Annotated in this window: 23 protein-coding genes; 14 read left to right on the top strand and 9 right to left on the bottom strand. The window is 61.7% G+C overall.

The genetic code is table 11. The features are described from left to right. Nucleotides 1–22: 22 nt before the first annotated feature. From MON38_RS08145 to MON38_RS08135, 3 genes are all read left to right on the top strand, one after another. Nucleotides 23–595: a hypothetical protein gene (locus MON38_RS08145; RefSeq protein ID WP_241935664.1), complete on the top strand. Its 573-nt coding sequence runs from the start codon at nt 23–25 to the stop codon at nt 593–595. Nucleotides 596–797: 202 nt separating this feature from the next. Further along, nucleotides 798–1304: a hypothetical protein gene (locus MON38_RS08140; protein ID WP_241935663.1), complete on the top strand. Its 507-nt coding sequence runs from the start codon at nt 798–800 to the stop codon at nt 1302–1304. Nucleotides 1305–1385: 81 nt separating this feature from the next. Further along, nucleotides 1386–2867, top strand: coding sequence for an APC family permease (locus MON38_RS08135; RefSeq protein ID WP_241935662.1), 1482 nt, complete (start codon nt 1386–1388; stop codon nt 2865–2867). Nucleotides 2868–2985: 118 nt separating this feature from the next. Here MON38_RS08135 and MON38_RS08130 read toward each other — a convergent pair whose 3' ends face one another. From MON38_RS08130 to MON38_RS08115, 4 genes are all read right to left on the bottom strand, one after another. Further along, nucleotides 2986–3696, bottom strand: coding sequence for a carboxypeptidase-like regulatory domain-containing protein (locus tag MON38_RS08130; protein ID WP_241935661.1), 711 nt, complete (start codon nt 3694–3696; stop codon nt 2986–2988). A 359-nt stretch (nt 3697–4055) separates the two neighbouring features. Continuing rightward, complete coding sequence (locus MON38_RS08125; protein WP_241935660.1) at nt 4056–4436, bottom strand: hypothetical protein; 381 nt, start codon at nt 4434–4436, stop codon at nt 4056–4058. 62 nt (nt 4437–4498) lie between these two features. Further along, nucleotides 4499–5275 (bottom strand): DUF547 domain-containing protein, encoded by a 777-nt coding sequence (locus MON38_RS08120; RefSeq protein WP_241935659.1) that lies wholly within the window; start codon nt 5273–5275, stop codon nt 4499–4501. A 231-nt stretch (nt 5276–5506) separates the two neighbouring features. Next, a complete protein-coding gene (locus MON38_RS08115) occupies nt 5507–6274 on the bottom strand; it encodes a DUF547 domain-containing protein (RefSeq protein ID WP_241935658.1) in 768 nt (255 codons plus the stop codon). Between the two features lie 162 nt (nt 6275–6436). Here MON38_RS08115 and MON38_RS08110 point away from each other — a divergent pair, with 162 nt between their 5' ends. From MON38_RS08110 to MON38_RS08100, 3 genes are all read left to right on the top strand, one after another. Beyond that, entirely contained in the window at nt 6437–7768 is a 1332-nt protein-coding gene (locus MON38_RS08110; RefSeq protein WP_241935657.1) for an NAD(P)/FAD-dependent oxidoreductase, read from the top strand. A gap of 25 nt (nt 7769–7793) precedes the next feature. Continuing rightward, nucleotides 7794–8024, top strand: coding sequence for a hypothetical protein (locus MON38_RS08105; protein WP_241935656.1), 231 nt, complete (start codon nt 7794–7796; stop codon nt 8022–8024). A 179-nt stretch (nt 8025–8203) separates the two neighbouring features. Continuing rightward, nucleotides 8204–9568, top strand: coding sequence for a 4Fe-4S binding protein (locus MON38_RS08100; RefSeq protein WP_241935655.1), 1365 nt, complete (start codon nt 8204–8206; stop codon nt 9566–9568). A 9-nt stretch (nt 9569–9577) separates the two neighbouring features. Here the strand turns inward: MON38_RS08100 and MON38_RS08095 are convergent, their stop codons facing one another. The 5 genes from MON38_RS08095 to lpxK form a co-directional block, all read right to left on the bottom strand. Continuing rightward, on the bottom strand, nt 9578–10144 hold the full coding sequence (locus tag MON38_RS08095) for a hypothetical protein (protein ID WP_241935654.1): 567 nt from the start codon (nt 10142–10144) through the stop codon (nt 9578–9580). 111 nt (nt 10145–10255) lie between these two features. Continuing rightward, complete coding sequence (locus MON38_RS08090) at nt 10256–11251, bottom strand: alpha/beta fold hydrolase (protein WP_241935653.1); 996 nt, start codon at nt 11249–11251, stop codon at nt 10256–10258. Between the two features lie 141 nt (nt 11252–11392). Beyond that, entirely contained in the window at nt 11393–11989 is a 597-nt protein-coding gene (locus MON38_RS08085) for a MiaE family protein (protein ID WP_241935652.1), read from the bottom strand. Between the two features lie 108 nt (nt 11990–12097). Continuing rightward, nucleotides 12098–14140, bottom strand: coding sequence for a putative porin (locus tag MON38_RS08080; RefSeq protein ID WP_241935651.1), 2043 nt, complete (start codon nt 14138–14140; stop codon nt 12098–12100). 57 nt (nt 14141–14197) lie between these two features. Beyond that, entirely contained in the window at nt 14198–15277 is a 1080-nt protein-coding gene (lpxK, locus tag MON38_RS08075; RefSeq protein ID WP_241935650.1) for a tetraacyldisaccharide 4'-kinase, read from the bottom strand. Nucleotides 15278–15366: 89 nt separating this feature from the next. Between lpxK and MON38_RS08070 the strand changes: the two genes are divergently transcribed. The 8 genes from MON38_RS08070 (at nt 15367) to MON38_RS08035 (ending at nt 24371) form a co-directional block, all read left to right on the top strand. Beyond that, nucleotides 15367–16020 (top strand): uracil-DNA glycosylase family protein, encoded by a 654-nt coding sequence (locus tag MON38_RS08070; RefSeq protein ID WP_241935649.1) that lies wholly within the window; start codon nt 15367–15369, stop codon nt 16018–16020. A gap of 45 nt (nt 16021–16065) precedes the next feature. Next, nucleotides 16066–17187 carry a Nif3-like dinuclear metal center hexameric protein gene (locus MON38_RS08065; protein ID WP_241935648.1) on the top strand — a complete coding sequence of 374 codons (1122 nt, stop codon included), beginning with the start codon at nt 16066–16068 and terminating at the stop codon, nt 17185–17187. Beyond that, on the top strand, nt 17177–17938 hold the full coding sequence (locus MON38_RS08060; protein WP_241935647.1) for a zinc ribbon domain-containing protein: 762 nt from the start codon (nt 17177–17179) through the stop codon (nt 17936–17938). The genes MON38_RS08065 and MON38_RS08060 overlap by 11 nt, the downstream gene beginning before the upstream one ends. A 130-nt stretch (nt 17939–18068) precedes the next feature. Next, nucleotides 18069–19595, top strand: coding sequence for a DUF3808 domain-containing protein (locus tag MON38_RS08055; RefSeq protein ID WP_241935646.1), 1527 nt, complete (start codon nt 18069–18071; stop codon nt 19593–19595). Nucleotides 19596–19689: 94 nt separating this feature from the next. Further along, a complete protein-coding gene (locus tag MON38_RS08050; protein ID WP_241935645.1) occupies nt 19690–20997 on the top strand; it encodes an anthranilate synthase component I family protein in 1308 nt (435 codons plus the stop codon). A gap of 137 nt (nt 20998–21134) precedes the next feature. Beyond that, nucleotides 21135–22571, top strand: coding sequence for a tRNA (N6-isopentenyl adenosine(37)-C2)-methylthiotransferase MiaB (gene miaB / locus MON38_RS08045; protein ID WP_241935644.1), 1437 nt, complete (start codon nt 21135–21137; stop codon nt 22569–22571). Between the two features lie 68 nt (nt 22572–22639). After that, complete coding sequence (locus MON38_RS08040) at nt 22640–23020, top strand: four helix bundle protein (protein ID WP_241935643.1); 381 nt, start codon at nt 22640–22642, stop codon at nt 23018–23020. A 52-nt stretch (nt 23021–23072) separates the two neighbouring features. Further along, nucleotides 23073–24371, top strand: a complete 1299-nt coding sequence (locus tag MON38_RS08035; protein ID WP_241935642.1) for a sigma-54 interaction domain-containing protein — start codon at nt 23073–23075, stop codon at nt 24369–24371. Nucleotides 24372–24432: the final 61 nt, after the last annotated feature.

The following is a 24432-nucleotide window of genomic DNA, read 5'->3' as shown; positions in this document are numbered from 1 at the left end:
CCCGTCGTGCTTATCTTGCTGCGTGGCTGCTAAACATCGAAAACTTCTGGCCCTACTCCCGCTGCTGGCCCTGCCGGCCTGCTTCCAGCTGCGCGAGCCCGAGCCCGCCGCCGCCGCCAGCGAGTGGATTCAGCCCACCCAGATTGATATTCTGCTGGCCAACTTCACCACCGCCGTGCAGCACGTAAACGTGGCCAACTACGAGCGCACCTTCAGCGGCCCCGACTACCGTTTCGTACCCGACCCTACCAGCGCCGGCTCGTCGCCCGCCCTGTTTGCTAACTGGAGCGTGCCCGACGAAACCACCTACTTCAGCAGCCTGCGCCGCCGCACGCCCGCCACCGCCAACAACACGCTCACCCTCAGCGGCCGGCGCGACCAGCTCTACACCACCGACTCGGCCGAAGTATCAGCTTTATATCAGCTCCGCATCACCCAGACGGACACAGCCTTCCATGCCGGCCTGCTCCAGGGCAATATTCGTCTCCTCCTGCGCCGCCGCAACAACGAGTGGCGCATTGTGGCCTGGCGCGACCAGCGCACTTCTCCCGCCCTCTGCTGGACGGATTTGAAGAAGTATTTCAGCTCGCATTGAGGGCGTTGGGTATTTATTTTCTGTCATCCTGAGCGGGGCGAAGGACCTTACCACGGCTGAACTGTTTGCAGTAATTCCAACGGCTCAGCTGTGATAAGGTCCTTCGCTCCGCTCAGGATGACAGAAAAGGCAAAAACCTCAACCAAACTACGTATATTTCGCTTTCAATATGAAGCCGTTGCCGCGCCCCTCTTTTTCCACTTTGCTCCTGGCCGCCATCGGCCTGCTGCTCGCGGTGCCGGCCTGCAACCCCTTCGCCCCCGCCCTCGACCAGGTGCCGGCCGACCAGAACGAACTGCTGGGCAACCCGCTCTATGTGCGCGGCTTCTTCGACCGCTTCCGGGCCAGCTACCAGCTGCGCGATTCCACGCTCTACGGCCAACTGCTGGCCCCCAACTTCCGCTTCACCTACCGCGACTTCGCCGCCAACGTCGACCGTTCCTGGACGCGCGACGTGGATGCCAACACCACCTATCGCCTTTTCAAAGCCGCCCGCTCCACCAACCTGCAGTGGACGCAGTACCTGCCCAGCTCCGACACGCTGACCTCCGACACGTTGGCCACCGTGGAGCGCTCCTTCCTGCTTAGCATTGAGCAGCGCGACAACGAGCGGTTTTCCGGCTCCGGCACGGCCCGGCTGGTGCTCGTGCGCAAGCACCGCACCGACCCCTGGCGCATGCGTAGCTGGTACGACCGCAGCGAGTTTTAGCACCAAACGCGCTGCATTTTGCGAGGCCTGCCGTTCACGGCGGGCCTTTTCCGTTTCTTTGGCAAAAATTTAACTGAATCTATGACCGAACCCCAACCCGACCAGCCGCATTTTAAGCGCGCTATCAATCTTTTCGATGCCATTATGCTCGTCACGGGCAGCATGATTGGCTCGGGCATCTTCATCGTGTCGGGCAACATTGCCCGGCAGGTGGGCAGCGCCGGCTGGCTGCTGGTGGTGTGGCTGCTCACCGGCTTCATCACCATGGCCGGGGCCATCAGCTACGGCGAGCTGGCCAGCATGTTCCCCAAAGTGGGCGGGCAGTACGTGTACCTGCGCGAAGCTTTCGGCCGCCTTACGGCCTTTCTATATGGCTGGACGCTGTTTCTCGTCATCCAGACTGGCGTAATCGCGGCCGTGGCCGTGGCCTTCGCCAAGTTCACCGGCGTGCTGCTGCCCTACTTCAGCGTGAAAAACGTGCTGTTCCACGCCGGCAGCTTCGAGTTCAGCAGCGTGCAGCTGCTGGCCATTGCCCTCATCATTGGCATCACGGCCCTCAACGCGCAGGGCGTGCGCACCGGCAAGCTCATCCAGAACGTGCTGGGCAGCACCAAGCTCATCGCGCTGGCCCTGCTCATCATATTCGGCGTGGCGCTCGGCATCAACCACGAAGCCATCGCGGCCAACTTCCACGATTTGTGGAACGCCACCCGCTACCCGGCCCCGGGCGTAAGCGCCGCTCCAGTTCCCATCAGCGGAGGCGCGTTGGTTATTGCCATCGGCATGGCCATGTCGGGCTCGCTGTTTTCGTCGGATTCGTGGAACAACATCGGCTTCGCGGGCGAGGAAATCCAGAACCCCGAGCGCACGCTGGTGCGCAGCATGGCCATCGGCACGGCCATCGTCACGGCCCTCTACATCCTCATCAACATTGTGTATTTGCTGGTGCTGCCCCTGCACGGCTCGCCCGAGGCCGCCACGCTGGCCGGCCGCGGCATTCAGTACGCCACCGACGACCGCGTGGCCACCGCCGTGGCCGAGTCAATGCTCGGCAAAGCCGGCGCTTACGTGATGGCCGTACTCATCATGCTCAGCACCTTCGGCGCGAATAACGGCATCATCCTCAGCGGCGCCCGCGCCTACTTTGCAATGGCGAAAGACGGCCTGTTCTTCCCCAGCCTGGCCCGCCTGAACGGGGCCGGCGTGCCCGGCCGCGCCCTGTGGGCCCAGTGCCTGTGGGCCTGCCTGCTCTGCCTCAGCGGCAGCTACGGCCAGCTGCTCGACTACGTGATGTTTGCTGTAATTCTGTTCTACGTCGTCACCATCATCGGCATTTTCGTGCTGCGCCGCACCCGGCCCGACGCCCCCCGTCCCTACCGCGCCTGGGGCTACCCGGTGCTGCCGGGCCTCTACGTGCTGCTGGCCAGCGCCTTCTGCGTCATCCTGCTCGTGGCGCCCGACACGGCCGAGTTCTCGCGCCGCGGCCTGGGCCTGGTGGCGTTGGGCCTGCCCGTATACTTCCTGTTCGGCAAGCGCATGAGCAGCACCGAAGACAGGGCATAGCCGATAAGGAGTCGCAATAGAAAGGGGCAACGACCAGCTGGTCGTTGCCCCTTTCTGTTATTTGGAAAGTTTGCCGGGAGGTCAGCTTTGCGCTTTTCCCCTATCCCATGTTTCCCGCTTAGCGGCGCTTGCGGCCAGTTTTGGCGTGGGGCGTGAGGGTCACGTTCACGGCCTTGCTGCCGCGGGCGGTGATGGTTTCGTCGTCGTAGCCGCCGTAGCCGTAGGTGAGCACGTTGTCGCCGCTGGCGGGCACCTCAATGGAGTAGTTGCCGCTGGCATCGGTGCTGGCAATTTTGTTGCTGCCTTTTAGGAAGACAGTGGCCCCGGCCAGGGGGCGCCCGTTTTCGTCTTCGATTTTACCGGCGAGCGTGGTCGTCGTTGGGGCGGCGGGCTCGGGGGCAGCGGCCGGCGCGGGCGCGGGTGCCGGGGCGGCAGCATCTACCTCCGCTACCGGCGCGGCGGTAGCCGGCGCAGCGGCTGCGGCCGCAGCGGTGGTGGTAGCGGCAGCGGCGGCGGGCTTGGCAGTGGTTTTGGTAGTGGCAGCCGGAGCGTCTTCATCCGCGTCGGCTTTGGCGGCGGCGGGGTCTTCGGCGGCTGGCACGGGGGCGGTTACGGCCGCGTCGCTCAGCATAAACGAAGGCGTGACCGAAGCCATGCCGCTACCTGAGCCTTTGGGCAAGGCAATGTAGCCTACCACCAGCGCGATAATCACACCCAACAGAATGTAAGTGAGGCGGTTGTTGCCACCGGAAAGCACGTCCTCATCCTGGGCCTCCAGGTTGGGGTTGTATTCTTCGTTGGGGGTATTTGGCGTATTGTTCTGGTTCATCGTCAGGAAAGGTGTGGGGTGAGAATTTGGTCGAAAGAAGTAATAGGTAAAGCCCGGCCCTAGGCACACAGGTCTCTAATCAGCGCAAGTTAAGAAGTTGCGCTGCCATTCCGCAATAGTTCCATTCTTACCAACTGCTTTCTGCCCGCCACTGGCGCCAAAAACCCGGTGCGCGGCCCCGTAAAACCGACAAAGCCGGAAGCGGCCGCGGGGGCGGGCACTTCCGGCCGGGCCGAAATCTTCCAATAATATGGTTGTAGGCAGGCCTCCACTTGCCATTCCAACGCAGGAGCAACCCGAGTTAATCCGGTACTCGGAATTTTCCCAGATTCCTCCCGCGTCGAAATGACAAGCGGTAATTACTCGCTGCCAGCTGCGTCGCCAGCGGGCGTGGCCGGGCCACTGGGGGCGGCGTCGCCAAACTTCTGTTCGCGGGTGCGCAGGTTGTGGTCGAGTTCGATGCTGCCTTCGGCTTCGAAACCGGGGCCCTGCGCCTGCTCGCCGGCATTCTGGTGGTCGTTGCCGCCCTGGGGGCTGGTTTCCGAGCCGCCGATGTGCAGGTTGTCGAGCTGGTCTTTCTGGTTGCTGCGCTCGGTGTAGCCGCGCGCCCCAATGTTGCGCTGGGCGGTGGGGTCGCTGCTGGTTTTGCCGTTACTTTGGTCTTCCTGGTACTCTTTTTCCTTCTCGAAGGCTTCGTTTTTGGCGGTATTATCGTCGTGGTTGGGCTGGTCCGAATTCATGGGCGGGCGAAATGATGGAATGTTTCCGGTGGTACGCAGCCGGGGCGGTTCCGTTTCGCCGGCTACTGGCCGGCCTGGTCGTTCAGGCTCCAGTTGTAAGGGTAATACTCGACGGCAAACCAGGTGGGCACGTAAGCCCCCTTCTCCTTCCGGAACTGATTTACATACAGCACGCCGGTTTTGCCGCTGGCGCTGAAATCGGCCTCGTACCACTTGAATATTTCGGGCAGCTGCACCAGCTTGGCATTGGGGTTCACCTTCACGTAGGCCGGGTCGGCGAGGGCAAATTTGGCCTGGTTGTTCAATTGCACAAATAATTCGGCGCCCACGTAGGCGGTGCGGTTCAGCCGCGGGCAGCTCTGGGTGCCGCACACCAGCGCAAAGTGCAGGCGCGGGTCGTCGTAGATTTTGCGCAGCTTATCGGTTTCGAGTTGGTCGAGCGTGAGCTGCTCGCCCCCCACCCGATGCAGGGTTTTGTTGAAGAACCCGGGCATGTCCTGCACCGATTTCAGTGGGTAGTTACGCACAATGTCGCCGATTACCAGCACGTTGTAAGCATTCAGGTAAAACGCGTATTGGTCGGCCGCGGCCGCGTGGGGCGCATCAAATTCGGCAATGGTGTAGAGCAGCGCCTCCAGCTGGTCGGGGTCGCGCTGAATGGCGGCGTAGTTCACCTTGCCCTCCTTGTTCACATATTGCTGCAGGAAGGCGGTGGTTTGGGCCGTGAGGGCCGCGGCAGGCGTGGCCACCGTTTGGGCGCGTTGGGCACTGGCGGGCAGCACGAGCAGCGCGATGGCCACGGCCCAGAATTTCCGAAAAAAGCGTAGCGTTTTCTGCATGATTGGGGTTGGTTTTTAGTCGGAAGACTGCCAATCTACTCCCCGGTTTTACGCCCGGATTTCCGCTTTTTGAAGATTCCCAATCAGAGAACAGCGTTTTTTCAGCCCGCGAAATGAGCCGCGTTTTTGGGCTTTTTTCCCAGAATAATTCCCAAAATAGTTCTGAAAAAAAAGCTCCTGCTCCCGAAAAAATTTCGGAGGCAGGAGCTTTCGGCAGTAAGAAAAAAACAATTATTTCCGGTCGTTCAGGGCCCAGTCGTAGGGATAATATTCCACCGCATAGGTGGCCGGAATGGTCTTGCCGTCGCGAAACTGATTGATGTAGGCCAGGCCGGTTTTGCCGCTGGCCTTAAAATCAGGCTCATACCATTTGAAAATCTCGGAAATCTGGACTTTTTTGGCCGCCTCATTCACCCGGATAAACTTAGGGTCCTGCAGCACCTTGCGGGCCTGCACCGTGAGCTGGGCATCAACCTGGTTGCCCACGAAGGCCTGGCGGTTGAGGCGCGGGCAGCCTTTGGCCCCGCACACGAGCGCAAAGTGTATGCGCGGGTCGTGGAACGGCTCGCGTAGCTTTTTGGCTTCGAGGTCGTTGAGGGTCAGCTTCTCGCCGGCCACCGTCACCAGGTTTTTATCGAAAAAGCCGGGGATTTTCTGCACCGACTCGGCCGGATAATGGGCTGCCACCTCGCTGATGACCAGAACGTTGTAGGCATTCAGGTAGAAGGCCTCGCGGTCGGCATCGCTCAGCATCTTGGCGTCGGTTGTTTCGTAGCGTTTCACCAGCGCTTTGATTTCGAGCGGGTTGCGCTTCACGGCTCCGTAGTTCACGTTGCCGTTTTCATCAACAAACTTGGCGAAGTAGGCCGATGTGGCCTGCGGCAGCGGGGCCATGGGCGGGGCCGCCACGGCCGGGGCGGTTGCGCCGCCCAGCAGCAGGGCCGCCGCCAGGGCCAGCCGGCGGACCGAGCGAATAGTGGTAGGGAGGGATTTCAGCATGAGAATGAGGATAAAGCGGAGAATAAACGGCCCGCCAGGGTAAGGAACCAGACGGCAGCAGTCAATCATTGGGCCACAAACGTACGTACGGGCTCCGTTGGTTTGTGCCCCGGCCCCGGCCTACATTTGAGCACGACCCGGCTTTTCACCTTATCCTTTCGCATGCACCTCGTCATCATCGGCAACGGCATCACCGGCGTCACGTGCGCGCTCACCGTGCGGCGTCTGCAGCCCGAAGCGCGCATCACGCTGGTATCGGGCGAAAGCGCCCACCACTACTCGCGCACGGCGCTGATGTACGTGTACATGGGCCACCTACGCTACCAGGATATCAAGCCCTACGGCGACTGGTTCTGGGATGAAAACCGCTTGGGCCTCGTACACGCTACCGCTACCGCACTGAATGCCAGCGAAAAGCTACTAACACTAGATAACGGCAGCACGCTTAGCTACGACCAGCTGCTGCTGGCTACCGGCTCCGAAAGCAAGCTTTTCGGCTGGCCCGGGCAGCACCTGGCGGGCGTGCAGGGCCTTTACGGCCTACCCGATTTGGAAGCAATGGCCCGCGACACGCACGGCATCAACCGGGGCGTGGTGGTGGGCGGCGGCCTCATTGGGGTGGAGCTGGCCGAGATGCTCCACACCCGCGGCATCGAGCCCGTGGTGCTGGTGCGCGACGCCCGCTACTGGGGCTCGGTGCTGCCGCCCGAAGAGGCCAACCTGGTCGACCGCCAGTTTCAGGAAAACCACGTGGCCGTGCGCTACGGCACCGAGCTGCGCGAGATTCTGGGCGACGCCCAGGGCCGCGTGCGCGCCGTGGTGACGACAGCCGGCGAGGAAATTGCCTGCCAGTGGGTGGGCCTGGCCACCGGCGTTACGCCCAACCTCACGCTGGCTAAAACCTCGGACGTGGAAACCGACAAGGGCATTCTGGTCGACGAATTCCTGCGCACCAGCGTGCCCGGCGTGTTCGCGGCCGGCGACTGCGCCCAGCATCGCCAGCCCGGCGCGGGCGAAGTGCCCATCGAGCAGCTGTGGTACACCGGGCGCATGCAGGGCGAAACCGTGGCCCATACCATTTGCGGGCAAGCCACGGCTTACCGGCGCGGCATCTGGTTCAACTCGGCCAAGTTCTTCAACCTCGAATACCAGACCTACGGCCAGGCCCCGGCCGAGCCCACGCCCGGCCTCAGCAGCTTTTATTGGGAGCATCCGGCGGCACGGGCAGCGCTGCGCATCTACTTCCAGGCTGATGCGCCGCATGCCGTGGTGGGTTTCAACGCGCTGGGCCTGCGCCTGCGCCACGCCGCGTGCGAGCGGTGGATTCGGGAGTACGCGCCCGTGGGCACCGTGCTGGCCCATCTGGGCGCGGCCAACTTTGACCCCGAATTTACCCGGCAGCACGAAAAGGCCATCGTGGCCGATTTCAACCGGCAGTTTCCCGCGCTGGCCGTGGCGCTGAAGCAGCGCAAGGGCTTGTTCGCCCGTTTTTAGAACGCTTTTTACCCCAACTTTCTCCGTGGATTTCTCCAAGCTATACCGCCCGTCGGCCCTCAACAGCTTTCAGTTCATCGCCCTCACCGGTCTGCTGATGAGTGCCGGCGCGCACCTGATTCTGCACTTCTTCGTGGGCCACACGCCCGAAGGGTTCAACTGGCTGTACGTGTGCTGGTTGGGGCTTTACTTGTTCGGCACAGCCAAGAATTTATTCGGCAAGCCGGATGAGCCGCACCATCATCACCATCACTAGGCTGATTTCCGGCGGGTTGTCATGCAGAGCATTCTGCGCATCAAGCAGAGACGAAGCATCTTGCCCGCAGTTACTAATCAACCATGTTAAACGATTGATTTAGTGGTGGCGGGCAAGATGCTTCGTCTCTGCTTGACCGTTTCCTTTTTAGCTGCTCTTCCATTTCCCACTTCCTCCCTATGACTCCTACCCTCACCTCGCCGCCGCTGCCCGCCTCCTCGCCCGCCGAAAAGCTGACGCTGGCCGCCGTAGCCGCCGGCCTGCTGGCGCTGCTGCTGGCCTGGGCCGATGCGGATGCCGCCCGCCGCAACACCTGGTTCTGGCTGGCGATGGGGTCGGTAAGCGCCGGTACGCTGGCCTGGAGCTGGCTAAAATACGGGCAGCACCCGGCCGGCGTGCAGCAGGACAACCTCTGGCTGCGGGCCAGCACCGGGCGCGGCGCGGTGGCCTGGGTTACGGGGCTGGTGCTCACGGGCTTCTACGTGGTGCTGTATTGGTTCAGCGACGGCGATGGGAAGGGCAACTTCGGCCTGCTCAACAACTTAGTACATCCGCTCGATGGCTTCAGCCAGTGGCTGCGCGCCAAGCCGGCCGACCAGTGGTTTCTCTACGGCACCTTCTACACCGTGGCGGTGCTGGTGATGGGCGGCCGCGCGCTCTGGAAATACCGTCACTCGCGCTACCAGGTTATCCGCACCATTTCGGTGATGTTTTTCCAGCTCGGGTTTTCGTTTCTGATTCCCGGGCTGCTCCAGTTTTTTCAGAAACCCGAGTTCTACTTTAACTACTTCTGGCCGCTGCACTACCAGTATTTGTGGCCCAACGACGTGCACGACCTCATCAAGAACGGGCAGGCGCTGGGCGTGTTCATGGTGTTCTGGGGCGCGGTGATGTCGTTTGTGGCTACGCCGGTGCTCACCTATTTCTACGGCAAGCGTTGGTACTGCTCGTGGGTGTGCGGCTGCGGCGGCCTGGCCGAAACCGCCGGCGACCCCTACCGCCAGCTCTCCGACAAAAGCCGCACCGCCTGGCGCTGGGAAGTGCGCATCATCTACCCCGTACTGGCCCTCATCATCATCATCACGGCGCTGCTGTGGGTGAACGCAGCCGAGCACGGCGACGTGCTCGGCGATGCCGGCCCGGTGGCGGCTAAGTGGTACGGCTTCGCCATTGGCTCGGTGTTTTCGGGCGTTATTGGCGTGGGCTTCTACCCCATCATGGGCTCGCGGGTGTGGTGCCGGTTTGGCTGCCCGATGGCGGCCTACCTGGGTTTGCTGCAAAAGCACTTTTCGCGCTTCCGCATCAGCACCAACGGGGCGCAGTGCATCTCGTGCGGCAACTGCTCCAACGTGTGCGAAATGGGCATCGACGTGCAGCAGTACGCCCAGCGCGGCGCGCCCATCGTGCGGGCTTCGTGCGTGGGCTGCGGCATGTGCAGCACCGCCTGCCCGCGCGGCGTGCTCAACCTGGAGAACGGCCCGCGCGAGGGCCGCACCCAAGCTTCGCCGCTCATTCACGCCGACTCGCTGCGGATTTTGAGCTAAGGGCGACGGCTACTGCCCGCGTTGCTCCCGGCGTTTCAGGTGCAGCTCAATCATGCGGGTGTCCTCATCGCTCCACACGAAGTGGCGGATATTGTCCACGCGAATGATGACGATGCCATCATCCTCACCATATTCGGTGAAGCATTCCAGCAGAATTTCCTGTTCGCTGAACTGGCGCACGTAGCCGTATAGGTCGGGCCCGATGCGGGTGGTGAGAAAAACCAGCTGCTTGTGCTGCATAGCGCGCGCCAGCAACAGCGGAATGTTCAGGTATTCCTGCTCCATAAAGTCGGGCGACTTGATGCCGGCGTAGACTTTATCCAGGTTGTTCTCCTTGAGCTCGATGTTGCGGATGTACCGGTCGTCGAAATCAAGCTGAAATATATCCTCGATGTGGTACGACTGAATACCGGTTTGCATGCCGTCGCGGTTGATGACGCGCAGCATGAGCAGCTCGTCGCTGTAGCTCACCACGTAGCCCACCGAAAAACGCCCGTCCGAGGTGCTGGTGCGCACGCCCAGCAGCCGCTTCTCGCTCTGCGCCCGCTTAATTACTTCAAATAATAAATCAGCCATTTCAGGAAATTCAAAAAAGGGAATGCTTTCGGCCACCGAAAAAGAGTAAAAGCACTGCTTTTGAATTCAAAGTGGCCTTCGGAAGCAGAAAATTAATCAGGATTAATGCAATCAATTTATAAATCCCAGTAGCGCCTTGTAAAACTGCGCCGGGGCCTCCAGGTGCGGAATGTGGCCCACGTTTGGAATTTCCACCAGCTTAGCGCCTTTGATTTGGGCGGTCGTGCGGCGGCCCAGCGCCGGGTACTGCCCCATACGGGCCAGTGTTTGCGGGTCTTTTATCAGCGCCTTGCCCACCACGGTGCGGTCGGCCTGGCCGATGATGAGCAGCGTGGGCACTTTGATTTGGCCGAACTCGTAGCTTACCGGCTGCTGGTATATCATGTCGAAGGTGAGGGCGTTGGCGCGGGCCACTTTCGCAAAATCGGGGCTTTGGGTTTGGGCGGCCAGAGGCAGCAGCCACTGGTCGTGGGCCGCCGGGTAGCCGTTGGGATAGTACGTGGCGTGGTATTTCCGAATGCTGGCCTCGGTGCTTTTCAGCTCGGTGGCTTCGGCCTGGTCGATGGTTTGGAAAGGCACCCCCACGCGGTAGTCCTCCAGGCCGATGGGGTTTTCGAGCACCAGCTTTTCGGTGGTTTCGGGGTAGAGTAGCGCGAAGCGCGTGGCCAGCATGCCGCCCATGCTGTGGCCCACCACCACGGCCCGGCGCACGTCCAGCGTATCGAGCAGGTGCTTGGTGTTGCGCGCGAGCTGATGAAACGAGTAGTGAATAGCCGGCTTGTCGGACTTGCCGAAGCCCAGCTGGTCGGGCACCACCACGCGGAAGCCCGCCGCCGCCAGCGTCTTAATCGTCTCACGCCAGTACGCCCCGAAAAAGTTTTTACCGTGTAGCAGCACCACCGTGCGGCCGTTGGCTTTGGCGGTAGGCGGCACGTCCATGTATGCCATGCGCAGCGCCTGCCCTTCCAGCTTCAGCGGCAGGTAGCGCACCGGAAACGGGTACTCGTAGCCATCCAGCGTGGCATTGAGCATTGGCGGGGTTTGAGCCTGGGTGGTGGTAATGGCCAGCAGCAGCGGCAGCAGGAGCAGCATCAGGAAACGAAGCATCCGAAGGCAAAGTGGTGAGCCTGCTTCTACGGAACGCCGCTTGGTTTTGCCGGAATGGCCGTTGCCATTAGCGCATGGTTTCGCCAATAAAAAGAGGTCTAGCCCGGCTGATGCTGCATCAAACCTGGCGAAACCTGGCGTTTAGTGCATGCGGTCGTCGCGCACGGGCAGGTTGGTCACGATTTCGCCTTCGATTTCGAGCAGCTCCTGCAGGCGGGCGTCCACCACGGCGGGGTCGCAGTATTCCTTGGCCAGGTCCACGTAGCTCACGAAGTGGGCCGCCTCCGACACCATCAGCTCGTAGTAGAACTTGCTCAGCTCCTGGTCGGCAATGTGTTGCCAGAGCAGCTTAAACCGCTCGCAGCTGCGCGCCTCAATCAGGGCCGACACCAGCAGCTGGTCCATCAGCTGGCGCTCGCGGGCGCCGCCCTTGCGCACGTGGGCCAGCAGCTGCACCACGTACTCGTCTTTGCGCGGGCGGCCCAGCGGGTAGCCGCGCTTGCGCAGCTCCAGCAGCACGCGCTCGAAATGGCCCCACTCCTCGGCCACCAGGTCGGTGAGCTCGGCCACCAGCCGGGTTTTCTCGGGGTAGTGGATAATCATGCTGATGCCGGTGCTGGCCGCCTTCTGTTCGCACCAGGCGTGGTCGACGAGAATGTCTTCGATGTTCTTCTCGGCAATGTTCACCCAGCGCGGGTCGGTGTTCAGCTTCAGCTTGAGAATGGTTTTTTCTTTCATGGCGGCTTAATTGTCAGTTACTCGTTGTCAGTTGTCTGGCCGTTCTATCAATTCTAGCTTCTACCAATACTAACAACTGACAACGAGCAACTAACAACTAATAACTGCTTAATCGAAGAAATTCCAGCGTACGCCGAACTGGAAGCGGCGCGGGTAGCCCGAGTAGTAGGGCGTGGCAAAGTAGCCGTCGCGGCCCAGGTTCTGGTTCAGGTAGGCCACTTTCAGAAACACCGACACGGTTTTGATATCGGCCGAGAAAAATGCATTCACGATGGGGTAAGCGCCAATGGTAAAGGCATTTTGCTGGTAGAACTGCTGGGTGCTCGGGCTGTAAGCGAAGGCCTGGTAGGCCGACTGCGAATACAGTTCCAGGCCGGTTTGGCTGAACAGCGCCTTGCGGAAAATATAGGCCTCGTAGTAGGCCCGCGACTCCGTCACCAGCGCCGGAATGCGCAGGCCGTTCACGTCGCCGCCCTTCGTATAGGTGGCTTGGTTATCAAGCCCAAACCGCCCCACCTGTGCCCGATGCCGCGCAGCCACGATGATAAGCTGGTTGGCCACATCGGCCTGCGCGGGCAGGCCAAGCGTGTTGTAATACACCAGGTTTTTAATGTTCACGAGGCTCGCGCTGGCTTCGAAGCGCTGCTGGCGCAGGGCCAGCACGGCGGGCAGCTTCAGCTGCAGGCGGCCCGTGAGCTGCTGGGTGCTGGTGTTACTGAATTTGCCATCGGCGGTGTGGGTAATCTTGTTGTCGTAGTCGCCGCTCCAATGGCTCCAGCGGTAGTGGTTGCCGATAAATTCCTGTTGCGTGAGCGTGGGCGAGTAGGAGTTGACAAGGGCCTCGGCCGACAGCGGCCCGGTGCGCACCCGCCCGCGCAGCCAGTATTCGAGCGAATACGAATCGGAACTCAGCCCACTAAGCGGCAGCAAATACGCTTCCCCGGCCGTTTCAATAGCGTAAATGGTGCGGTAGTTAAATGCTGCCGTGCCACCAACAAAAAACTGGTGGAAGCTGCGCGTGGGCGCCCCCGGCTGCAAATACAGCTTGGTGGCCGTGGCTGTGTCGGCCAGCGTCGAGCTCGTGAGCGAGGCCACCCGGTCGCGGGCGTACAGGCGGTACTCCACGGCCGAGGTGCGGCCTAACACGCCCACCGTGTTTTCGACCTGGCTAAACTGCGAGCGGTCAATGGTAGCGGTCTGGCTGCCCAGCTTGCGCGGGTAAAAAAAGTTGGGGTCGCCGGTGGTTTTCAGGGCCAGGTCGGCGTAGCTGTTGTACTGGCGCTTGTAGTCGAAGGTGTGGTACACCGTCAGGCCGCGCCCCAGCAGGCGGTAGGTGTGCGTGAAATACAGCTCGTCGCGGTCCTCGTAGTTGATGGCCGTCGTCAGGTACACCTGTTGCTGGCCGTACTTAAACAGGTCGGTCAGCGCCAGTTCGCTACGCGCCGTGTCGATGGTCGCGCCGTCCGTTTTGTAGTTGATAATGGGCCGGATGCCACCCTGCTCCACGCCCCGGTGGCGGGCGTTGCTGATGTTGAAGAGCAAGTGGTACCGCTCGTTATCCGTCTGAAAGCGCCCGAAAAGCAGCAGGTTCGAATGCTCCACCAAAGCATCGCGCGACGACCGCGCGAACGAAATCTTGTTTGAAGCAATGCGCTCGTAATCAACGCCAATGCTGAAATTCTTTTTCAGGCTGCGGCTATAGCTGATTTCAAACACCTGCTCGCCGGCCCCCGACTGAATGAACCGAAAAAACGAGTACGGCGAGCGCGAATCGTAGTACGGCACCGTGCGCGCATTGTGGGCGTAGCGGTCGAAGGCGTTGCGGCCGTAGCGCGCCCCCAGCTCCAGGTTGGGCTGGTAGAGCAGCGGCCGCGAGGCCGTGCCCACGGCCCCCAGGTCCTGCTGAAACGTGGTATCGTGCACCCAGAACCGCTGCTGCGGCCACTTGGTGAGGGTGGTATCGACGGGGATGCCGCTGGTAGAGTCGCGCAGCACCTCGTTCTCGAAAATGACGCGGGTGGTTTTCGGGCCATACATCACCCGGGTCGAGTCGTCGACTACCTGTGCCCGCACCGTGGCCGAAAACAGCACCAACAGCACCACGCCCAGCCAGCGGCTCAGGCCTGAAGTAAAAACAGAATTTCGGGGCAAAGCCTTCAAATGCAAACAGGTAAAACAAGTACGGAACACGGCCATCCAAGCAGAAAATCAGGGCCGCGGGGCCGGCGCCGCGGGCAGCCGCCGGCGCAGCACCGCGCCGCCATCGCCCAGAAACGCCACCCGCACCGGAATGGTATAGAACGGCAGCCCCGCCCGCGCGGCCCGCAAAGCCGGGTCGAGCAGGCGCGTGGCATCCTTTTCGGTGGTAAAAATAGGCCAGCCCGGCTGCCAATGCGCCCGCAGCGCCGCCAGGTCGGCCGGCGTGAAGGCGTGGTGGTCGGGAAATTCGGCATGCCAGCCAAGTGTGTAGCCCTGCTGGGCCAGGTATTCGCGCAGCGGCCCGGGCTGCGCAATGCCAGTAAGCAGCAGCGCCGGGCCGGCGCTGGCGGTTGGTTCGGCGGCAATAGCAGCAGCGTCATCAGCAACCGGTAGCAACTGCGGCGCGGCGTAGGTATACGCCGAAAACAGCACCGGCACGCCGGGCCGGGTATAGCGCCGCACCCGTTGCGCAACGGCCGCCCGCGCCGCCGACGACAAATCGGGCGGGCATTTGGTGATGATGACGACATCGGCCCGCGCCGCACCGGCCCGGCTTTCGCGCAGGCGGCCGGCGGGCAGCACGTGGTCGGTATAAAAAGGCCGCGCAAGCTCAGTAAGCAGAATATTCAGCGTGGGGCGCACGGCGCGGTGCTGGTAGGCATCATCGAGCACGATAATGCTGATTTCGGGATGCTGGCTTAGCAGCAGCGCCACGCCGAGGCCGCGCTTTTCGGCCACGGCCACGGGCACCTGCCGGGCGGCAAACTGCCCGTAGTACTGCCAGGGCTCGTCGCCGACGGTCGCGGCCGAGTCGGCGGGGCCGGCCAGGCGCGGGCCCTGGGTCTGGCGGCCGTAGCCCCGGCTGAGGATGGCCGGGCGGTGGCCCTGGCGCAGCAATTCTTCTACCATCCAGATGACGTGGGGCGTTTTGCCGGTGCCGCCTACCCGCAGGTTGCCCACATCCACCAGCGGCACGGCGAATGTTTCGCTACGCTTCCAGCCGTAGTCGTACAGCCAGTTGCGTCCAGCCAGCACAACAGCGTAGAGCCAGGAAAGGGGCAGCAGCAGAAAAGTCAGCAGACGGGCCATACGAAACCGCAAAAGTACGCCCGCCCGGCCCCGGCCCCGCGCCGTACTTTTGGCCTATGCCCACCGTTGCCACCCGGTTACCCCTTTTCTTGGCCAATTTCCCGGCCCCGCCCGCTTTGCCGCCTGGCATTGAGGCGCAAAATCCGTTTCAGGAGCCAGCCGTGCAGACGCTGGCCCAGCGCTTCGCCGATAAATTCTATGCCGCAAACCAGTCCCGTGTGGCCCTGCTGGGCATCAACCCCGGCCGGCTGGGCATGGGCCGCACCGGCGTGGCTTTCACCGACCCCGTGGCGCTGCGCGACATCTGCGGCATTGCCAACGACCTACCGCGCGGCCGGCCCGAGTTGTCCACGCAGTTTGTGTACCGCGTGGTAGAAGCGCTGGGCGGCCCGGCCGAGTTCTACCGTCACTTTTTCCTCAGCTCCATCTACCCGCTCGTACTGCTGAACAAGGGGCTGAACTACAATTACTACGACTCTCCCGCCGTCATCAAAGCCCTGTGGCCCGACCTGCAACGCTCGCTCCGTCAGCAGGTGGCCGACTTCGGCCTGCGCCGCGACGTGGCCGTGAGCCTGGGCCGCCGCAACGGCAAGTTCCTCACGAAGCTGAACAAGGAGCTAGGCTTATTCGATAAAATCGTCGTGCTCGACCACCCACGCTACCTCATGCAGTACCGCCGCCGCGACCTGGAAGCCAACGTAGCGAAATACGTGGAAACCTTAGGCAGCCTGCTGGCGCATTAGACCCAACTCAACCCTCAACATTCAAAACTCAACCCTTCCACGATAGTGCCCACCGTTCAAGACCTTACCCGCCTGCTCGAAGCTGCCGCGCCCCTCGCCTACCAGGAAAGCTACGACAACGCCGGCCTGCAGTGTGGCAACCCGCAGGCCGAAATCACCGGCATATTGATAACGCTGGACTGCACGCCCGCGGTAGTGGCCGAGGCCGTGCGGCGCGGCTGCAATGTGGTGGTGGCGCACCACCCGGTCATTTTCCGGCCCCTCAAGCGCCTCACCGGGGCCAATGAAGTCGAGCAAACCATCATCGCCGCGCTCAAAAACGACGTGGCCATTTACGCCGCTCACACCAACCTGGACAACGTGCGCGGCGGCGTGAACGACAAGCTGGCCGAAAAATTAGGGCTTTTGAAAACGCGGGTTTTGGCCCCGCAAAGCGGCACGCTGGCCCGCCTCATCACCTACGTGCCCAACCGGCCCGAAGACCAGCAAACCGACCTCACCGGCCGGGTACTGGCCGCCCTCTACGCCGCCGGCGCGGGCCAGATTGGCCAGTATTCCGATTGCAGCTTCCGCGTGCCCGGCACCGGCACCTTCACTCCCGGCGCGGGCACCCGGCCCGCCATCGGCGCGCCCAACCAGCCCGAAACCGTGGCCGAAATGCGCCTCGAAGTGCTGCTGCCGCTACACCGGCAGGCGGCCGTGCTGCGGGCCTTGCGAGCCGCGCATCCCTACGAAGAAGTTGCCTATGAACTGATTAAGCTGGAAAACGTGCACCAGGAAATCGGGGCAGGTCTGGTGGGCGAACTGCCGGAAGCGCTGGAGCCCGCCGTTTTCCGGCAGCTGCTGAAGCGGCAGCTGCTGGTGCCGGTGGTGCGCCATACGGCGTTCGAAAAACCCATCAAAACGGTGGCCATCTGCGGCGGGGCGGGCGCGTTTTTGATTGGCGCGGCACGCGGCGCGGGGGCCGATGCTTACGTGACCGGCGACGTGAAATACCACGAGTTTTTTGGGGCTGAGGGCCAGCTAATGCTGTGTGATGTGGGCCATTTTGAGAGCGAACAGTTCACCGGCGAGGTATTTCGGGATTTGCTAACGGCCGGATTTTCGCGTACTTTTGCGGTCTTAATCGCTGAAACCCCTACGAACCCCGTTCAATATGACTGCTAAAAGTGCCGCCGTGGCTCCCGCCGACGTTCCCGTAGCCGCCAAGCTCGAAGCCCTGCTCACCCTGCAGCACCTCGACTCGCAGCTCGACGAAATCCGGCGCGTGCGGGGCGATTTGCCCGAGGAAGTGAGCGACCTCGAAGACGAAATTGCTGGCTATGAGGTTCGTGTAAAAAAATTCGACGAAGAAATTCAGGGCCTCAACGACACCATCAAGGCCCGCAAGCAGGCCAGCAAGGATGCCGAGTCGCTCATCAAAAAGTACGACGAGCAGCAGCAGAACGTGCGCAACAACCGCGAGTTCGAAGCCATTGCCAAGGAAATTGAGCTGCAGCGCCTGGAAATTCAGATTTCCGACAAGAAAATTAAAGAAGCCCAGTACCAGATTGACGTGAAAAACGCGGAAATCAGCGGTACGAAGAGCAAGCTGGACGAGCGCCGCAAGGACCTCGACAACAAAAAAGGCGAGCTCGACACCATTGTGGCCGAGAACGAAGAAGAAGAGCGCGGCCTGATGGCTCAGCGCGAGGAAGCCACCAAGCCGGTCGAAGACCGCCTGCTGACGGCCTACACCCGCATCCGCGGCAACGTGCGCAACGGCCTGGCTGTGGTGCTGGTGCGCCGCGACGCCTGCGGCGGCTGCTTCAACACGGTGCCGCCCCAGCGCCAGGCCGACATCATTTCGCACAAGAAAATCATCGTGTGCGAGCACTGCGGCCGCATTCTGGCCGACGTGGAGGCCCGCATAGCCTAAGCGCCACTTTAAGGCCGGTCATCAATCTGATTGACTGACTTATCTCGTAAAAGGAACGGCCTTGGGTCGTTCCTTTTTTGTTCCTACCCCGATGGCGTTAGCGGCAGTTTTTTTGGTGATGGCGAAAGCCGTGAAGCTTCGGTGTGAAGCGGCGCGGGTTGTGGCGGGCCTGCTGGGCGGCTTGTTGCTGATGAGTTTCGGGCCGCCGCAGGCCGCTGCGCCCGAAACAACGCTCGCCCCTGCTGCGCTTGAACCCCTCACGCCCACCAGCCGCCGCGCCTACGCCGAGGTGCTAAAGCTCCGTCTCGATGCGGCCCGCGCCGTGTTGCGGCCCGAGCTGGCCGCCGCGCCAAAGTCACCCGCGCCGCTGCTGGTGGCCAACTGCGCCGACTTTGTGGAGCTGGTGATTTCGCAGGATGCCAGCCGCTACGACGCCCTCACTGACAGCCAGGAAGCGCATTTGGATGCGCTGGATGACGCGCCCGCCAGCGCCCTGCGCGACTACGCCCGGGCCGAAATCACGCTACATCTGGGCCTGAGCCAGTTGCTGTTCAAGCATTTGGTAGTCGGCGGCTACCATTTGCGCAGCGGTTACCACCAGATGCAGGATGTAGTGAAGCATTACCCCAATTTCGCGCCGGCCCGCAAAACCCTGGGCGTGTGCGACTTTGCGGTGGGCGCCATGCCCGAAGGCTACCACTGGCTGCTGCGCCTGTTGGGCCTCACGCCCAGCGTAGAGGCCGGCCTGCGCAATTTGAACATCGCCGCCAGCCAGCCGTCCGACTTTCAGCTCGAAAGCCAGCTGCTGCAGGCCCTGATTCGAGAAAGCTACTACAAGCAGCCGGCCGAAGCCGAGCGCCTGACGGCCCGCCTCACGGCCGAACAGCCCGACAACCTGCTTTTCGCCTATGTGCGTATGAGCGTGGCCAAGCGCCAGCACCACGCCGACGCGGCCCTGGCCGCCTACCGCGGCCGCCCCACCGGCCTGGCTTACCTGCCCGTGCCCTACCTGCACCACATGGCCGCCGACCTGCTGCTGTACCGGGGCGACTACGTGGCTTCGGAACGCGAGAACCTGGCGTTTCTGCACGAGTCGAAGAGCCAGCACTACCGCAAGGATGCCGCCTTCAAGCTGTACCTGGCGGCGTGGCTGGGCAGCCAGCCGGCCGCCACCATGGCCCGCTACCGCGCCCTCATCAACCAGCCCGGCCCGGCCGACGTGGAAGAAGACACCTACGCTCAGCATTATTATGACGAGGCCCGCGCGCTGAACCCCATCCTCACCCGCGCCCGGCTGCAGTCCGACGGTGGCTACGACCGTGAGGCGCTGGCAACGCTGCGCGGCTTCCGGCCCACAGCCACCACGCTCTGGCGCGACCGTATTGAGGCCCCGTACCGCCGCGCCCGGGCCTTTCAGGGGTTGGGGCAGCTCGATTCGGCCTGGTTTTATTTTGAAGCGACACTGACCGAAGCCGGACCGAAAGCACCGTACTACTATGCGCCGCAAGCGGCTTTGCAGCAAGGCTATATGGCGCAAAGCGTGGGCAACAAGCCCATTGCCCGCAAGTATTTCCTCAAGGCCCTGGCCTACCCTTGGCACGAGTACAAGAACAGCACCGATGCCAAGGCCAAGCTGGCGCTGCGCACGCTGAAGTAGGTCTGCGTGGCTATTTAGCCCGAACTTTGGCCTTCGGCTGGCCCGGTTCGCCAAGTGGCGGGCCGCATTGACGGTTGGGTTTTCTGCTGCTCCCGTGTCTGAAGTTTCTGCTGCATCTTCCTGTATCATCGTTGCGCTGGCCGAGCTGCCGGCCGACTTCCGGGCGCGGGCCTTGCGCTGGGCGGCGGGCTTCGCGCATTGCGCCTACTTCGAGCCCAACGATTCAACTTACCCCGAAGGCCCGTTTAAGCGTCTGCTGGCCGTAGCCGCCCAAGCGGACGCTGGCGATGCGCCGGGCACACTGGCCGAATTGCAGCCCTGGCTGGACCAGGCCGGTGCGGCGCCGTGCTGCGGCTTCGTGACCTACGATGTTAAGAACGAGATTGAGGCTTTGAGCAGCACTAATTACGCTGGCTTCGGCTGGCCGCAGCTACACTTTTTCCGGGCCGAAACGTGGCTGCGCTGGCGCGGCAATTACCTCGAAATCCACGGCAATAATCAGGATGTGCTTGGCCAGATTCTGGCCACCGCCGTGCCCGCGTCTGCCCCGCTGCTAGTACCAAGCCTACGCCCGCGCCTGCCCCGGGCAGATTATCTGAGCGCCGTAGAAGCCGTGCGCGAAGACATTCTTAGTGGCGAAGTATATGAGCTTAACCTGTGCCAGGAATTTTATGCCGAAGGCGTGGCCCTGGCCCCGGTCGACGTATTCGAGCGCCTGAATGCTGCCTCGCCAGCACCGTTCGCTGGCTTTCTGCGCTGGCACGACCATTTCTTGCTCTGCGCTTCCCCCGAACGGTTTGCGGCCCGGCGCGGCTCGCGCATCATCTCGCAACCCATTAAGGGCACCATCGGGCGTGGTACTACGTCAGCGGAAGACGAGCAGCAGCGTGAAATTCTGTTGCACGACGAAAAAGAGCGCGCCGAAAACCTGATGATTGTGGACCTCGTGCGCAACGACCTCGCCCGCGTGGCCCGCACCGGCACGGTGCAGGTGCCCGAGCTGTTCGGCCTCTACCCTTTCCGCCACGTGTGGCAGATGATTTCGACCGTAACCGCCGAACTGCGACCGGATGTTGACTTTGTGGACGTGCTGCGCGCCGCCTTCCCGATGGGCTCGATGACCGGGGCACCCAAAATCCGCGCTATGCAACTCATTGAGCATTACGAGCGCAGCCGGCGCGGCCTCTACAGCGGCAGCCTGGGCGTAGTGTGGCCCGGCGGCAACTTCGATTTCAATGTCGTCATCCGCAGCCTGCAGTACCGGGCCGACACCGGTTACCTCAGCTTCCAGGTCGGCTCGGCCATCACCTACGATTCGGTGCCGGAGCGCGAATACGAGGAGTGTCTGCTGAAAGCCCGGGCCATGCTGCAAGTGCTCAGTTCAGTTATCAGTGAGCAGTGAACCGTTGGCTCGCGCAAAAACAGGTAGCGCTGGCCGTTTATTGCTCACTGATAACTGTTAACTGATTCAGCCCTGCCATTCTGTCATTTTAGCCCGGGCCAGCGTATCTTTGTCCCCCGCCGAAAAGCGTTTCAAATATGGCCCAACCCCTGTTAACCCTTGATTTTTTAGATAAAGCTGCGCCCACCGCCGAGGCTACGCCCAGCGGCGACGTGCGCATCACGGCTGCTACCCGCACCGGTCGCCAGCGCAAGCTCTACATCGAGAGCTATGGCTGCCAGATGAATTTCTCGGACTCCGAAATTGTGTCGAGCATTCTGTTTGATGAAGGTTTCGACACCACCGACGACCTCGCCAACGCCGACCTCGTGCTGCTCAACACCTGCTCCATCCGCGAGAAGGCCGAGCAGACCGTGCGCATGCGCCTCAAGCAAATTAACTCGCACAAAAAGCGCAAGCCCGGCATGCTGGTGGGCGTGCTTGGCTGCATGGCCGAGCGCCTGAAAAGCAAGTTTCTGGAAGAAGAGAAAATCGTCGACCTCGTGGTCGGCCCCGATGCCTACCGCGACCTGCCTGGCCTCATTAGCCAGGTAGAGGGTGGCCAGAAAGGCGTGAACGTGCTGCTGAGCCGCGAGGAAACCTACGCCGACATCACCCCCGTGCGCCTGAACTCGAACGGCGTGATGGCCTTCATCAGCATCATGCGCGGCTGCGACAACATGTGCTCGTTCTGCGTGGTGCCCTTTACCCGCGGCCGCGAGCGCAGCCGCGACGCCCACAGCATCATCGAAGAAGCCAGCGCGTTGGTGGCAGCTGGTTATAAAGAGGTTACGCTGCTGGGCCAGAACGTGGACTCCTACAAATGGGCCTCGGCTGATGGAACCGAGCACGTCAACTTCGCCCAGTTGCTGGAGCGCGTGGCCCTCATCAGCCCCAAGCTGCGGGTGCGCTTCTCCACCTCGCACCCCAAGGACATCACCGACGAGGTGCTGCACACCATGGCGCGCCACGAAAACATCTGCAAGTACATCCACCTGCCCGCCCAGAGCGGCAACTCGCGCGTGCTGGCCCTGATGAACCGCACCTACGACCGGCCCTGGTACGAAGAGCGGGTGAACCGCATCCGTGAAATTCTGGGCGACGACTGCGCCATCTCGACCGACATGATTGCCGGTTTCTGTTCCGAAACCGAGGAAGAGCATCAGGACACGCTCAGCCTGCTCGACCTGGTGAAGTACGACATGGCCTACAACTTCTTCTACTCGGAGCGCCCCGGCACGCTGGCCGCCCGCAAGCTGGCCGACGACATTCCGCTCGAAACCAAGAAGCGCCGCCTGCAGGAAATCATCGACCGCCAGCAGCTGCACGCCCGCGCCCGCTACGCCCGCATGGTAGGCAAAGTGCATACCGTGTTGGTAGAAGGCCCCTCGAAACGCTCGGCTGAGCATCTGAGCGGCCGCAACGACCAGAACCAGGTGGTAATTTTTCCGAAGCAAAACTTCAAGAAAGGCGACTACGTGCAGGTACTGGCCACCAGCACCACCGGCGCGGCTCTGCTGGGCGAGGCGGTTTAGATTGGTTTTTGGTTAATTGTTGTTGGTTTTTGGCTTGTGCAATTCACAGTCTTCCTTAATTGTAGTTGATGGAGCCAGTTAATAAGCAGCAACAGAATTACAAGGACCTACGTGTGTGGCAGCATAGTCGTGAATTGGTTAAGCAGATTTATCTGTTAACGCATTCATTTCCGAATGATGAAAAATTCGGCCTTACCAGCCAAATGCGCCGAGCGGCGGTATCGGTGCCATCCAATATTGGTGAGGGCAGTGGTCGCCAACATCCACGCGACACCATTCAATTTCTGGTGGTTGCTCGTGGGTCGCTTTACGAACTGGAAACCCAATGCTATTTGGCCTTCGACTTGGATTTTATCAGCCAGAAACAACTAGAAATAATAGAAGAGCGAATCGTGTCTTGCGTCCAGCTAGTGCAGGGATTTATTCGCTACTACCGTTCACTTGGTTGATGGAAATGGCTGAACGAGCCAACAACCAACAACCAACAACCAAAAACCAGAATTGACACCTTCCGAAATCCAATCCATCAAGCTCCGGTTCGGCATTATCGGCAACGCGCCGGCGCTGAACTACGCCATTCAGGTGGCCGCGCAGGTTGCGCCTACTGATATGACGGTGCTCATTACCGGCGAAAGCGGGTCGGGCAAGGAGTCATTTTCCAAGATTATTCACGCGCTGTCGCCGCGCAAGCACGGGCAGTTCATCGCCATCAACTGCGGTGCTATTCCCGAGGGCACGATTGATTCGGAGCTATTTGGCCACGAAAAAGGCTCTTTCACCGGGGCCAACGAGGCTCGCAAGGGCTACTTCGAAGTGACCAACGGTGGCACCATTTTCCTGGATGAAATCGGCGAGATGCCGCTGGGCACCCAGGCCCGCCTGCTGCGCGTGCTGGAGAACGGCGAGTTTATTCGGGTAGGTTCCAGCAAGGTACAGAAAACCGACGTGCGCGTGGTGGCCGCCACCAACGTGAACCTGCTCGACCGCGTGCAGGCCGGCACCTTCCGCGAAGACCTGTACTACCGCCTCAATACGGTGCCCATTACGGTGCCGCCGTTGCGCGAGCGTGGCGAAGATATCTACCTGCTGTTCCGCAAGTTTGCTTCGGATGCGGCCGAGCGGTATCGCACGCGGCCCATCACGCTGCTGCCCGACGCCGTGCCGGTGCTCACGCGCTTCCGCTTCCCTGGCAACATCCGCCAGCTCAAGAACATCGCCGAGCAGATGTCGGTGCTCGAAACCGAGCGCGACGTGGATGCCCGCCGCCTGGCTCCCTACCTGCCGCAGGACCAGGCCAGCCGCCTGCCCATGCTGCTCGGCGGCCCGGGCGCGGCCGATGGCTCGGCCGCCGGCAATTACTCGGAGCGCGACCTGCTCTATAAAATCCTGTTCGACATGCGCCGCGACATGACGGACCTCAAGAAAATGGTGCTGGAACTGGCCTCGGGCCAGCGCCCACACGAGGCCCAGGAGCTGCTGCGTCAGAACAGCCACCTCTTCAGCAATACGGGCGCGGCGGCGGCGTTTGATGGCAACGGTGGCAATGAATACTTCCTGCCGGCGCCCGCCAGCCCCTACCACAGCGAGCCCACGACCAGCTACGACGACGAAACCCCGGTGGAAGATATTCCGCACGAAACTGAGGAAGAAACGCTGTCGCTCGACGTGAAGGAACGGGAAATGATTCTCAAGGCCCTCAAAAAGCACAACAACAAGCGCAAATACGCTGCTCACGACCTGGGCATTTCGGAGCGTACCCTCTACCGCAAACTCAAGCAGTATGACCTGGAGCAAGTTTGATTTTAAGCCGCAAGCCGCAAGCTGCAAGCTGCAAGCTTTTTATAAGCTAAATGCTTGGCGC

Origin of the sequence: Hymenobacter cyanobacteriorum (assembly GCF_022631375.1) — a bacterium.
Lineage (GTDB): Bacteria > Bacteroidota > Bacteroidia > Cytophagales > Hymenobacteraceae > Hymenobacter > Hymenobacter cyanobacteriorum.
The sequence above is the reverse complement of the archived record's forward strand: the minus strand, read 5'-3'. Positions and strand labels throughout refer to the sequence as shown.